Annotated in this window: 11 protein-coding genes; 5 read left to right on the top strand and 6 right to left on the bottom strand. The window is 73.0% G+C overall.

All coding sequences use genetic code 11. The features are described 5' to 3' along the window. Positions 1-8 precede the first annotated feature (8 nt). A complete protein-coding gene (locus O7622_RS13965) occupies positions 9-1,238 on the top strand; it encodes a glycosyltransferase (RefSeq protein WP_282313745.1) in 1,230 nt (409 codons plus the stop codon). Continuing rightward, positions 1,235-2,527: a lipopolysaccharide biosynthesis protein gene (locus O7622_RS13960; RefSeq protein ID WP_282313744.1), complete on the top strand. Its 1,293-nt coding sequence runs from the start codon at positions 1,235-1,237 to the stop codon at positions 2,525-2,527. Before O7622_RS13965 ends, O7622_RS13960 begins: the two co-directional genes overlap by 4 nt. On the opposite strand, the gene O7622_RS13955 is transcribed toward O7622_RS13960, so the two are convergent. Both O7622_RS13955 and O7622_RS13950 read right to left on the bottom strand, forming a co-directional pair. After that, positions 2,481-3,452 (bottom strand): NAD-dependent epimerase/dehydratase family protein, encoded by a 972-nt coding sequence (locus O7622_RS13955; RefSeq protein ID WP_282313743.1) that lies wholly within the window; start codon positions 3,450-3,452, stop codon positions 2,481-2,483. The two genes, O7622_RS13960 and O7622_RS13955, sit on opposite strands and share 47 nt — an antisense overlap. 21 nt (positions 3,453-3,473) lie before the next feature. Continuing rightward, on the bottom strand, positions 3,474-4,439 hold the full coding sequence (locus O7622_RS13950; RefSeq protein ID WP_282313742.1) for an NAD-dependent epimerase/dehydratase family protein: 966 nt from the start codon (positions 4,437-4,439) through the stop codon (positions 3,474-3,476). A 137-nt stretch (positions 4,440-4,576) separates the two neighbouring features. Between O7622_RS13950 and O7622_RS13945 the strand changes: the two genes are divergently transcribed. Together O7622_RS13945 and O7622_RS13940 are read left to right on the top strand one after the other, a co-directional pair. After that, positions 4,577-5,863: a glycosyltransferase gene (locus O7622_RS13945; protein ID WP_282313741.1), complete on the top strand. Its 1,287-nt coding sequence runs from the start codon at positions 4,577-4,579 to the stop codon at positions 5,861-5,863. Beyond that, entirely contained in the window at positions 5,860-6,501 is a 642-nt protein-coding gene (locus O7622_RS13940; protein WP_282313740.1) for a sugar transferase, read from the top strand. Before O7622_RS13945 ends, O7622_RS13940 begins: the two co-directional genes overlap by 4 nt. Positions 6,502-6,544: 43 nt before the next feature. Here O7622_RS13940 and O7622_RS13935 read toward each other — a convergent pair whose 3' ends face one another. Continuing rightward, the gene (locus O7622_RS13935) at positions 6,545-7,603 is read right to left on the bottom strand and encodes a DegT/DnrJ/EryC1/StrS family aminotransferase (protein WP_282313739.1); all 1,059 of its coding nucleotides are present in this window, start codon (positions 7,601-7,603) and stop codon (positions 6,545-6,547) included. Continuing rightward, positions 7,600-8,457: a GNAT family N-acetyltransferase gene (locus O7622_RS13930; RefSeq protein ID WP_282313738.1), complete on the bottom strand. Its 858-nt coding sequence runs from the start codon at positions 8,455-8,457 to the stop codon at positions 7,600-7,602. The genes O7622_RS13935 and O7622_RS13930 overlap by 4 nt, the downstream gene beginning before the upstream one ends. 121 nt (positions 8,458-8,578) lie before the next feature. On the opposite strand from O7622_RS13930, the gene O7622_RS13925 reads away from it, so the two are divergent. Continuing rightward, entirely contained in the window at positions 8,579-9,508 is a 930-nt protein-coding gene (locus tag O7622_RS13925) for an NAD(+)/NADH kinase (RefSeq protein ID WP_282313737.1), read from the top strand. 6 nt (positions 9,509-9,514) lie between these two features. Here O7622_RS13925 and pgm read toward each other — a convergent pair whose 3' ends face one another. Together pgm and glgC are read right to left on the bottom strand one after the other, a co-directional pair. Further along, positions 9,515-11,158: a phosphoglucomutase (alpha-D-glucose-1,6-bisphosphate-dependent) gene (pgm, locus tag O7622_RS13920; protein WP_282313736.1), complete on the bottom strand. Its 1,644-nt coding sequence runs from the start codon at positions 11,156-11,158 to the stop codon at positions 9,515-9,517. A gap of 35 nt (positions 11,159-11,193) precedes the next feature. After that, positions 11,194-12,426 carry a glucose-1-phosphate adenylyltransferase gene (gene glgC, locus O7622_RS13915; protein ID WP_282313735.1) on the bottom strand — a complete coding sequence of 411 codons (1,233 nt, stop codon included), beginning with the start codon at positions 12,424-12,426 and terminating at the stop codon, positions 11,194-11,196. Positions 12,427-12,469: the final 43 nt, after the last annotated feature.

The raw sequence follows: 12,469 nt of genomic DNA, 5'->3' as shown, positions 1-12,469 counted from the left end.
GAGAGACGATGTCCAGCGCGAGCCACAGCGACCCGGTGACGACGAGCGCATCCGGCGCGCCGGCCCCCCGGCCTCCGGAGATCCGCGTGGTACGGGTCCTCGGCGCGTTCGACATCGGCGGCGCCGAGCAGCGCACCATCGAACTGCTGCCCCGGCTGGCGGCGTCCGGGGTACGGACGTCCTTCGTCACGCTCAGCGGCGTCAAGGGCGCGCGTGGTGACGAGGTGGAGCAGTTGGGCTCACGCATCCACCCGATCCGGCTGGACCGTCGGTTCCCGGTCCGCTTCTACCGTCTGCTTCGGCAGATCCGTCCGCACGCCGTGCACTCGGACGTCGCGACGTTCTCCGGTTTCGTGCTGTTCCTCGCCGCACTGGCGCGGGTGCCGATCCGGATCGCGCACTTCCGGTCCGACCGCGACGGACATCCGGACAGCCTGCGCCGCCGGTTGCAGCGGGGCGTGATGGTGCGCCTCATCCACTTCTGCGCGACGGACGTGCTCGGCGTCGCCCCCGGCGCTCTCACCTCGTGCTACCGGCCGTCGTGGGAGGCCGACCCGCGGTGCCGGGTGCTGCCCAACGGCCTCGACCTGGGCCGCCTGCACCGCCGGTCGACGCTGCGGCTCCGCGACGAGATCGGCGCCGCCCCGGACGACCTCGTCTGCGTGGTGATCGGCCGCCCGCACCCGCTCAAGCGGCGGTCGATGGTGCCGTCGATCGTCGCCGCGTTGCGCGAGCGCGGGATCGGCTGCCGGGCCGTGTTCGTGGGTCCGCACGACGACCGGGACGACGACGCCGTCCGGCAGGCCGCCGCCCGGCACGGCGTACTCGACCGGATGCACCTGGTGGGTCCGCGGGCTGACGTCGGGGAGTTCCTGGCCCAGGCCGACCTCCTGCTGCAACCCTCCGCGCTCGAAGGTCTGCCCGGCACGGTCCTGGAGGCCCGGGCCGTCGGCACCCCCGTGGTCGCGTCAGACCTGCCCGGCGCACGGTTCATCGACGACCAGCTCGCCGGGGTCGCCCTGGTTCCGGTCGACGCCGACGCCGAGAGCTGGGCGGACGCCGTTCACCGCCTGGGCCTCGTGCCGGGACGGCCGAGGGGCGGCCGGCGGGCGCTGGCGGCCTTCCGGGACAGCGTCTTCACGATGGAGCGGTCGGTCGAGCAGCATCTGGCCATCTACGGCCGGAACGCCGTGCCGCCGCGCGGCGGAGCGGACCGGCCGGCGGTGCCCACCGGATGAGCCGCCGCCATCTGGGCACGATCGTCCTGCTGACCGGCGCCAACGGCATTGCCGCACTGAGCAGCAGCGGGGTCGCCGTCCTCGCCACCCTGGCGCTGGGACCGGCCGACCGGGGCGTCATGGTGTTGGTCCTCACTGTCGCCGGCGTGGTGATGCTGGTCGGCCGCCTGGGCTGCGGCACCGCCATGCGCGCGCAGTTGCCGCAGGCAGCCTCCCGGCACCGCCGCGACGAACTGCTCTCCGCGTACTGCTGGATGACAGTGGTGGCCGCGGTCTGCACCGGAGTGGCCGCGGCCGCCGCGGTCCGTCTCTCCGCGCCGCTGCTCGGCCCCGCGCTGACCGATGTACGGCTGCTCGCCGCGGTCGCGCTCGGCGGCGCCGCCAACATCGCGCTCGACCAGCTCACCGATCTCCGGTTCGCGGACGGGGACTTCCGCCGGGGCGCGGTGTGGAACATCGCCGCCACCACCGCCGGCCTGATCGGGATCGCCGTCGCGGTCGCCGTCTCGGCGCAGGTGTGGCTCCTCCTGATGTGCCAGGCCACCGCGCTGCTCGCGGTGGCGGTGACACAGTGGACGCTGGTACGCGGCCAGGGACTGGCGCGGTTCGCGCGGGCACGACGGCGGGACGTCGCCGGGCTGATCCGGATGGGCGCCCCGTCTCTGGGGTTCTCCCTCGGAACGAGTTTCCTCCAGCGGGCCGACCGCTATCTGCTCGGCGTCCTCGTCGGTCCCGGCGCGGTGGGCATCTACGCGCTGGCCGCGACGCTGAGCAGCGTGATCGGCCTCCTTCCGGCCGCCATCGGACAGCTGTCGCAGCGGCAGGCCGCGCAGCGCGACGGCGATCCCTGGCCGCTCCGCGCGATCGGCTACACGCTGCTGGCGACGCTCGTCAGCGGCGCCGTCGTCGCGGCCGGCGGCTGGCTCTTGGTGGTGCCGGTCTTCGGCGCGGAGTTCGGGTCCGCCCGCCCGTTGATCGTGCCGCTCCTGCTCGCCGAGTTGTGCCTGGCGCCGTTCGGCATCGCGAGCCGATCCCTGCTCGGCACCGGGGGCACGAAACAGGCCGCCGGGGTCGGTCTGCTCGCCGCCGTGGCGTCGGTCGCCTGCTACGGCCTCGCCATCTCCCGCTGGGGAACGATGGGTGCGGCGACCGCCTCGATCGCGCTGTATGCGTTGCTCTCCGTCGTCGTGCTGGTCGTCCTGCGTGTGCGGCTCAACCGGCGGGCCCGCGTCGCGGCACCTCTCACCGCACCGGCGCCGACGGCGGAACTGGTGCCGGACGCGCGCTGACCGTCACGTCGCGGCGGGCCCCGGAGCCGGCCGTGACGTGGGAGCGGGCGGCCCACAGCGCGGCCAGGGACTCGCCCAGCGAATATCTCGGCGCCCAGCCGAGGGCGTCGGCGATCCGGCTGATGTCGGCACACATCCACGGCACCGCCGCGGACCGGTCCGCAGTCGGCGAGCGGAGCCCGTCGACGAAGCGTCCGGTGAACCCGGCGTGGCGGGCCAGCATCTCGACCGCCTCCCGCGTGGCGACCGCCTGTCCACTGCCCACGTTGTAGATCGACCCCGGCAGCCGCCCGGCGTCGAGCGCCGCCAGCACCGCCGCGGCCACGTCCCGGACGTCGACGAAGTCGCGGTAGGAGTCGTTGAGCCCCAGTTCGATCCGTCGGTCCCCCCGGTCCAACGCCACCTGGAGCAGTTCGGCGGCCCGTCCCAGCACGTTGCCACTGGTCGAGCCGGGCCCTACGGGATTGAAGACCCGCAGCACCACCGCGTCGACCCGGCCACTGGCGGCGGCCAGCCGCACGAGGTCGGTCGCGGCCAGCTGGCTGATCCCGTAGTCGCTCACCGGCCGGGCCGGGTCGGCCTCGGCCGCGACCGTGCCGTGCGGGACGACCCCGTACTCGGCCGCCGAGCCGATCCGGACCAGCCGCGCGCCCGGCGATACCTCGGCCACGCAGTCGATCAGCTTGGCGGTGATCACAGTGTGCGACTCGACGAACTGCGCGCTCGTCCCGGCGATCCGGCCCGCGCAGTTGACCACCCCGTCGGGTCGTACCCGGCGCAGGAACGCGGCCAGCCCCGACCGGTCCTCGGCGACGAGATCGCATTCCCGGCGGCTGGGCGCGACGACGGTGAAGTGCTCCGCGAGGACCGCCTCGACCGCCCGGCCGAGGAAGCCGGACGCGCCGAACAGCAGGATCCTTGCCATGGGGCTCCGATCGGGTCGGGATCAGCCGGACGTGCCGGACCCGACGGGCTCGTCGACCCGAAGCGACCGGAACCACTCGACCGTAGCCCGCAGCCCTTCGGCGAAGGGCGTCGGCGATGCGGTCGGGAACAGCTCGCGCAGTCGCGTGTGGTCGGCCTGGGACTCGCGGACGTCACCGGGCCGGGCCGGCACGTGCACGACTTCCAGCGGCCGCCCCAGCACGGTCTCCAGTTCGGCGATGAGGTCGAGCAGGGAGATGCGCGCGCCGAACGCGAGGTTCACCACGTCCGGGGCCGCCACCTGCCGCAGCACGGCGTCCACGATCACCGAGGTCACGCTGCCCACGTAGGTGAAGTCCCGGGACTGCCGCCCGTCGCCGTGCACCTGCAACGGCCGGTTCTCCAGGGCGGCGGTGACGAACCGCGGGACCACTGCGGCGTACACGTGGTTCGCCGCCTGCCTCGGTCCGAAGACGTTGAAGAAGCGGAACGGCAGGACCGCCATGCCGTAGCAGTTGGCGAACGCGATCCCGTACGCCTCGGTGGCCAGTTTCGACACCGCGTACGGGCTGACCGGCATGGGCCGCAGGCCCTCCTGGCGTGGCAGTACCGGGTTGGCGCCGTACACCGAGGACGAGGAGGCCAGCACGCACTGCGGGACGCCGTTTCGGTGGGCGGCGTCGAGGACGGTCAGGGTGCCGGTGGCGTTCGCGTGGTGGCTGCGCAGCGGGTCGTCGATGGAGCGGGGCACCGAGCCGAGGGCTCCGAGGTGGACCACGCTGGACGCGCCGGCCATCGCGCGGTCGAGCAGTGCGGGGTCCAGGACGGTGCCGATCAGCAGCTCCACGGGCAGCCCGCGCACGTTCTCCACCGACCCGGTGGAGAGGTCGTCGACGACGACGATCTCGGCGACCCGGCCCGTTTCCGACAGGGCCCGCACCAGGTTGGAACCGATGAAACCGGCGCCTCCCGTGACGACGACTCTCACGTGCGCTCCTACCGCTCGCCGGTGCTCTCTCCGCAGGGCCAACGAGAGAATCCGACGTTGGTTACTAAACACCACAAAGCTCGTTGCCCTGGGTGGAGCGGCGAACGACGTCGCGCCGACTGTTGGAGGCGAACCACGTGAGGCACGATCCCCGGTCCGGCGTCGCCGGCGACCCACCCGGGCGCCGGTCACTGCGCGTCGCCGTCATCGTCAAGACGAACTACGGCGGGCTCTGGACCATCCCACAGGCGTGCGCCCTGCGGGATCGCGGACACGAGGTGGTGGTGATCTGCCCGCCCGGCGGGCGGCTGAACGCGCGTCTGGCCGAGGCCGGGATCCGGACTGTGGCGTCGCCGTTCTCGTTCCGCTTCCGGCCCAGCCTGAGCACGCTGTCCGAGCTGTGGCGGCTGCGGCGCCTCGTCCGCCGTCTGCGCCCCCAGGTGCTCTACCACCACCTGTACGCGGCCACGCTGGGCGCGCGGCTCGCGACCGTCGGCCTGCCGCTGGCGCGGGTGCAGTTCGTCGCCGGCCCCGCGTTCCTGGAGTCACGGGCGGTCCGGATGGTCGAGCGACTGCTCTGGCGCCTGGACCGCACGATCATCTGCGGCACCCGCTACACCTCCCGCCTCTACGGCGAGCTGGGCGTACCGGCGGCGCGCCGGCCGGCCGTGACCAGCGGACTCAACCTGGCCTGGGCGACCGCGGACCTGCCGGACGACACGGCGGCGACGCGGGCGGAGGCACGGGCGAAGTGCCGGGCGGATCTCGGGCTGAGCCCGGACCAGTTCGTGGTGATCATGGTGGCGTACGTCTATCCCCCGCGGAAGCTCGCCGCCCACCGGGACCGCGCGTTCAAGGGCCACGACGTCCTGCTCGCCGCGTGGCAGGAGATCCGGTCCCGGCACCCCGAGGCGGTGCTGATGCTCGTCGGGGGTGGCTCGGACCAGACCGGCGAGGACCACCGGCAGGAGCTGATCCGCCGGTTCGGGGTCGCAGACGACCATTCCGTCCGTTGGATCGACACCGCCGACGACGTGCGGCCCTACTACCGGGCGGCGGACCTCAGCGTCAGCCCGTCGCTGAGCGAAGGGCACGGCGCGCCGCCCGAGGCGGCGCTGCTGGACGTACCCAGCATCGTCAGTGACGCCGGCGGGCTGCCGGAGACGGTGGACGAGAGCTGCGGGTGGGTGGTTCCCCGGGACGACCCGGGCGCCCTGGCGGAGGCCGTCGAGCACGCGTACGCCGAGTTCCGGTCCGGGCGGCTCGCCGAGCGCGGCGTACGCGCCCGCGAGCGGTCGCACCGGCACTTCGACAACCGGATCTCCGCGGTGCGGATGGCCGAGGTCATCGAGCACGCCGCGGGCGTCGGCGGACCACCCGGGGAGTACGCCCCGCAGGCCGCCGGGAAGGCGCACTCCCGGTGAGCCCCGGCCGGCGGTCGATCGAGCTGCGGCTCAAGCGGCTCGTCGACATCACGGTGGCGTTCGTCGTGCTCGTGGTGACCGCGCCGGTCGTGGCCGTCGCCGCGCTGCTCGTCCTGGCCCAGTTCGGCAGCCCGGTCTTCTTCCGGCAGGAACGCACCGGTCGGTACGAGCGCCGCATCCGGGTCCTCAAGCTCAGGACGATGTCCGACGACCGCGACGCGGAGGGCCGGCTGCTGCCCGACGGGGTCCGCTGCCGGGGCGTCGGCCGGACGCTGCGACGGTTGAGCATCGACGAGCTGCCGCAGATGGTCAACGTGCTGCGGGGCGACCTGAGCCTGGTCGGTCCCCGGCCGCTGCTGCTGCGCTACGACCCCTGGTACACCGACCGGGAGCGCAAGCGGTTCGAGGTCCGGCCGGGCATCACCGGGCTCGCGCAGGTCAACGGCCGCAACGACCTGGCCTGGACCGAGCGCCTGGAACTCGACGTCCGCTACGTTCTCGACTGGTCCCTCTGGCTCGACCTGCGCATCCTCGCGCGGACGGCGGGCAAGGTCCTGCGCGCCTCCGGCGTGGCGGTCGACCCGTCGGCGCAGATGCTCGACCTCGACCAGGAACGGCACCTCACCGGCGTCCGCTGAGCCCGTCGGTGCCCACCCGGCGCGGGCGGGCACCGACGCCCGTTCAGGCCGAGGCGGTGGGCACGCCGGACGGTCGCGGCGCCGAGACGCCGCTCTGGGCCGGTGCCGCCGGACGTCCGGCCGGCGCGAGCGCGCCGCGCTCGGGGAGTGTGTCCAGCGCCCGCCGGAAGCTCGCGACCAGCACTGGATAGTCGGCCGGTGCGACGTCCTGGTGTACCGGGAAGTTGATGATCTGCCGGGACAGCCGTGCCATCGACGGATGGTCCCGCAACTGCTCGATGAGCGTGTGGTAGAGGCTGACCATGCCGAAGCCCTCGCGGTTCATCTCGGCGTAGACATGGTCGCGGTTCTCCCGGCCGGTCCCGAGGATCCGCACCGGCAGCGTCTGCGGGGCGTCGTCCGGTGCCAGTTCGGGCCACATCAGCTCGAACGCGCCGCCGAGTTCGGGCAGGTCGCGCAGCAGCGCGGTGAGGGCGCGGAAGTTCTCCCGCCGCCGCGCGGCGATGCCCAGCGTGTCGTGGTCGAGCACGTACCGGGACAGGTCCGGCTCGGTCTCCCGCTGCCCGGTGAGCCGGCCCGGGTCGCGGTAGGTGATCATCCCGCCTCGCGCGCCGGGCATCGGCAGCATCTTGTGCAGGGAGTAGAGCGAGACCTGCCCGGTCCGGCCGGCCGGACCGCCGAGCGCGTGGGTGAACCACGCGTGGGCGAGGTCTTCGAGCAGCAGGGCGCCGTGCCTGTCGGTCAGCTCCCGGATCCGGCCGATCGCCCGTTCGGTGCGGCCGAAGTAGTGGATGACCACCACGACGTCGTAGGGACGCTCCGCGAGCCGTGCCTCCAGCGAGGACACGTCCACCGCAAGGTCCTCGGTCAGGCCGTAGAAGCCGGGTTCCAGCCCGAGTTCGGTCACCGGGTCGAAGACGCCGCTGCCCTCGTTGGCGGACCAGCCGATGAACGACGGCAGCAGGATGTCGCGCCGGTCGCCGCGCCAGACCTCGGGCTGGGCGAGCAGGTCGCGCATGCCCTCCCGGGCCGCCCGGTAGGACAGGCTCGGCGTGCGGAAGGCACCCGGGTCGGTGGCGGTCTTGGGGATCGTCTGCGTCACGGAAGCTCCAGTCTGGCGCGGATCTCGGAGGTGGACATCCTGAGCGAGCGGTTGACGGCCCGCAGCGGGCCGACCGCGCTGGGCGGCGCGTCCTCGCCGGGTGTCATGACCAGGACGCGGTCGATGCCGGGAAAGGCCCGGACCACGGCGGCGACCACCGCCGGCCGTCGCAGCGTCGCCGGGTCGAAGCACCGCAGCACCCGCGGGCTCGGCCGCCCCAGGACGTGGGTGGCGTCTCCGGCGACGACGGTGAGCTCACCGAAGCCGTACGTGTCGAGCCAGGCCCGGGCGGCGTGCAGCCCTTCGTAGCGGACGTCGGCTGCGGGCGCGACCCCGCCGAGCGTGAGGTCGGCGACCCACCACGTGGTCGTGGAGTCGCCCGCGAACCCGAGCCGGTCGTAGAGCGCGCGGGCCGGGGCGTTGTCGGCGAACACGTCCAGCCGCATCGACCGGAGGTCGCGGTGGGCGCGAGCGTACGCGCGCAGCAGCTCCCGGGCGACGCCACGGCCGCGGGCGGCCTCCACCACGCAGATGTAGGACAGGTGCGCCAGGCCCGGTTCGACCCGGGTCAGGTCGGCGAAGCCCAGCCGCCGGCCGTCCTGGTCCTCGGCCACCAGGAAGCACCGGCCGGGGAACGACTCCGGGTGTCCGAGCACGACCTCCCAGAACCGGCCGACGCCGGGCTGGGCCGAGGTCAGGTAGTCGTGCAGATGCCGCGCGAACGACGCCCGGCTGACCTCGGCCAGCCATTCCGCGTCCGCGACGGTGGCCGGGCGGACCCGGAGACCCGGCGCGTCCGGCACTCCGACGCTGGAGGCGGGGACTGTCGACTGGACACCATACGGGACCGGCATGTTCCCACCATAGTGGCCGCTACCACCCCAAAGGGGGATTTCGGATCCCGGCTGCCGGGTCCGGGCGTGGTCCGCCTCCGGTAACCGCTGCCGTGCGTCCCCGGTGTGATGAGCTGTAGCGGTGGCGGGCGACGTGCTGGGTCTGGTGCTGCACCCCACCCGGGACGTCTCCGAGGTGGTCGGGATCGTCGCGGACTGGGCCGCCCGGCACCGGATCACCCTCGCGGTACGCGCCGAGGACCGCGCCCGCGTACCGGCAGCGGTGGAGGCGATCGCGGCGGACGAACTGGCCGACCACTGCGCCGCGCTGATCAGCATCGGCGGCGACGGCACCATGCTCGGCGCGCTGCGCCTGGCCGTCCGCGACCCGAAGCCGGTGCTCGGCGTACACCTGGGCCGGGTCGGCTTCCTGGTCGAGGTGGAGCCGCCGGACCTGCCCCGGGCGCTGGAGCGGCTGGTGGAGCACGACTTCACCGTCGAGTCGCACGCCTGCCTGGCCTGCGACGTCTGCGGCGACGACGTGGTGGCGTTCAACGACATCGCCCTGGTCCGGCAGCCCGGCGCCGGGTTCGTCACGGCCACCCTGGCGGTGGACGGCCAGCGGTACGGCTACTACCGGTGCGACGCGCTGGTGGTGAGCACGCCGACCGGCTCGACCGCGTACAGCTACGCCGCCGGCGGGCCGCTGATCTCACCGGCCACCGAGGCGATGGTGGTGACGCCGTCGGCGCCGATGGCCGGGATCGCCCGCTCGGTGCTGCTCTCCGCGCACGAGACGGTGCACCTGGAGCTGCGGGCGGACTCGGCGCCGGTGGCGGTGGAGATGGACGGCCTGCTGATCCGGCAGGCGGCGACCGAGGGTTCGGTGCACATCCGGTACGTCAAGGACGCCGGCCGGGTGGTCCGCCTCGACCCGCGCCGCTACCAGGAGCGCAACCAGCTCAAGCTGAGCCTGCTGGACCTGCCGTTGCTGCCGGACCAGTTGCGCGAGCTGTTGCCGGACGGGTTGCGGGAGCAGCTCAACCGCCGGGAGCTGCCCCCGCCCCGCTGAGCCGGGTCAGCCGGTGGCGAGCGCGCCGTCGACCAGCGCCTTGGCCTCCTCCTGGATCCGGGCCAGGTGCTCCGGGCCCTGGAACGACTCGGCGTAGATCTTGTAGACGTCCTCGGTGCCGGACGGGCGGGCGGCGAACCAGCCCGACCCGGTGGTCACCTTGAGGCCGCCGATCGCGGCGCCGTTGCCGGGTGCGGTGGTGAGGATCGCGGTGATCGGCTCACCGGCCAGTTCGGTGGCGGTCACCTGGTCCGGCGACAGCTTCGCCAGGACGGCCTTCTGCGCCCGGTCGGCCGGGGCGTCGATCCGGGCGTACGCCGGTGCGCCGAAGCGGTCGGCCAGTTCGGCCCAGTGCTCGCTGGGCGTACTGCCGGTGGTGGCGATGATCTCGGCGGCGAGCAGGCAGAGCAGGATGCCGTCCTTGTCGGTGGTCCAGGTGCCGCCGTCGCGGCGCAGGAACGACGCGCCGGCGCTCTCCTCGCCGCCGAAGCCGACGGTCCCGTCGAGCAGGCCAGGCACGAACCACTTGAACCCGACCGGCACCTCCAGCAGCGGGCGGCCGAGGTCGGCCGCGACGCGGTCGATCATCGAGGAGGAGACGAGCGTCTTGCCCACCGCCGCGGCCGGGCCCCACTGCTCCCGGGTACGGAACAGGTGGCCGATCGCCACGGCCAGGTAGTGGTTGGGGTTCATCAGGCCGCCGTCGGGCGTGACGATGCCGTGCCGGTCGGCGTCGGCGTCGTTGCCGGTGGAGACCGCGTAGTCGTCCCGGGCGGCGATCAGCGAGGCCATCGCGTTCGGCGACGAGCAGTCCATCCGGATCTTGCCGTCGCCGTCGAGCGTCATGAACCGCCAGGTCGGGTCCACCAGCGGGTTGATCACGGTGAGGTCGAGGCGGTGCCGTTCGGCGATCTCGCCCCAGTACGCCACGCTCGCCCCGCCCATCGGGTCGGCGCCGATGCGCACCCCGGCGTCGCGGATCGCGTCGATGTCCAGCGCGGCGGGCAGGTCGTCGACGTACCGGGCGAGGAAGTCGTACTCCCCGGTGGTGGCGACGGCGCGCGCCCGCGCGTACGGGATGCGTCTCACCTCCTTGAGCCCGGCGGCGAGGATGGCGTTCGCGCGGTCCTGGATCCACCTGGTGGCGTCGGTGTCGGCGGGCCCGCCGTGGGTGGGGTTGTACTTGAACCCGCCGTCGGACGGCGGGTTGTGCGACGGCGTGATGACGATGCCGTCGGCGAGGCCGCTGGTGCGCCCCCGGTTGTGGGTGAGGATGGCGTGCGAGACGGCGGGCGTCGGGGTGTAGCCGTCGCGGCTGTCGCGCAGCACCGTCACGTCGTTGGCGGCGAGCACCTCCAGCGCGTCGGCCTCGGCCGGGGCGGAGAGCGCGTGGGTGTCCCGGCCGAGGAACAGCGGCCCGGAAAGGCCCTGCTCGCGCCGGTAGTCGCAGAGCGCCTGGGTGACGGCGAGGATGTGGTCGGAGTTGAAGGCGTTGCGCAGGCTGGATCCGCGGTGCCCGGAGGTGCCGAAGGAGACCTGCTGCGCCGGGTCGTCCGGGTCCGGGTGCTCGGCGTAGTAGGCGGTGACCAGCCGGGGCACGTCGACCAGGTCGGCGGGCTGGGCGGGCTGGCCGGCACGGGGGTGGGCCACTGCGGGATCCTCCTCGGTGATGCGGTGCGGACTGCTCAGGGCTCGACGCGCTGGCCCTTGCCGATGACGACGATGCCGTTGTCGGACACGGTGTAGCGCTGGCGGTCCTTCTCCAGGTCGACGCCGATCTCGGCGCCCTCCGGGACGTGGACGTTCTTGTCCAGGATCGCGCGCCGGACGACCGCGTGGCGGCCGATCTGGACACCCTCCATCAGCACGGCGCCGTCGACGTGCGCCCACGAGTGGACCTTCACCTTCGGCGCCACGATCGAGTTCTCCACCAGCGAGCCGGAGATCACCGAGCCGGGCGAGACCATCGAGCTGACCGCGCGGCCCACGCGCTCGCCCCAGGCGTGCACGAACTTGGCCGGCGGGTACGGCGGCTGCTCGGTGTAGATGGGCCACTCGAAGTTGTAGAGGTTGAACACCGGATGCACGTTGATCAGGTCCATGTGGGCGTCGTAGAACGAGTCGAGCGTCCCCACGTCCCGCCAGTAGCCGCGGTCGCGGTCGGTGCTGCCGGGCACCTCGTTGTCCTTGAAGTCGTAGACGTTGGCCTCGCCGCGCTCGACGAGCATCGGGATGATGCTGCCGCCCATGTCGTGCTTGCTCGTCTTGTCCGCCGCGTCGCGCTCGACCGCCTCGCACAGCGCCCGGGTGCTGAACACGTAGTTGCCCATCGAGGCGTAGATCTCGTCCGGCGCGTCGGGCAGCCCGACCGCGTCGGTGGGCTTCTCCCGGAACGCGCGGATGCGCTTGCCGTCCTCGCCGACCTCGATCACGCCGAACTGGTCGGCCGTCGACAGCGGCTGCCGGATGCCCGCCACCGTCACCCCGGCGCCGGAGGCGATGTGGTCCTCGACCATCTGCCGGGGATCCATCCGGTAGATGTGGTCGGCGCCGAAGACGATCACGTGGTCGGGCTGCTCGTCGTTGATCAGGTTGAAGCTCTGGTAGATCGCGTCGGCCGAGCCGGCGAACCACCACGGGCCGCGGCGCTGCTGCGCGGGCACCGGCGTGACGTAGTTGCCGAGCAGCGTCGACATCCGCCAGGTCTTGGTGATGTGGCGGTCCAGCGAGTGGGACTTGTACTGGGTCAACACGACGATCTTGAGGAAGCCGGCGTTCGCCAGGTTGGACAGGACGAAGTCGACCATGCGGTACATCCCGCCGAAGGGGACGGCGGGCTTCGCCCGGTCGGTGGTCAGGGGCATCAGGCGCTTGCCCTCCCCGCCGGCCAGGACGATCGCGAGCACCTTGGCAGCCATGCTCAGACGCTAACGACCCGGAACCGACTTCACCACTCGGACG

The sequence above is a fragment of the Micromonospora sp. WMMD1076 genome, from assembly GCF_029581475.1.
In the GTDB taxonomy this organism is placed as follows: Bacteria; Actinomycetota; Actinomycetes; order Mycobacteriales; family Micromonosporaceae; genus Micromonospora; species Micromonospora aurantiaca.
Note: the sequence above shows the minus strand (reverse complement) of the source record. Positions and strands in the feature narration are given on the sequence as shown.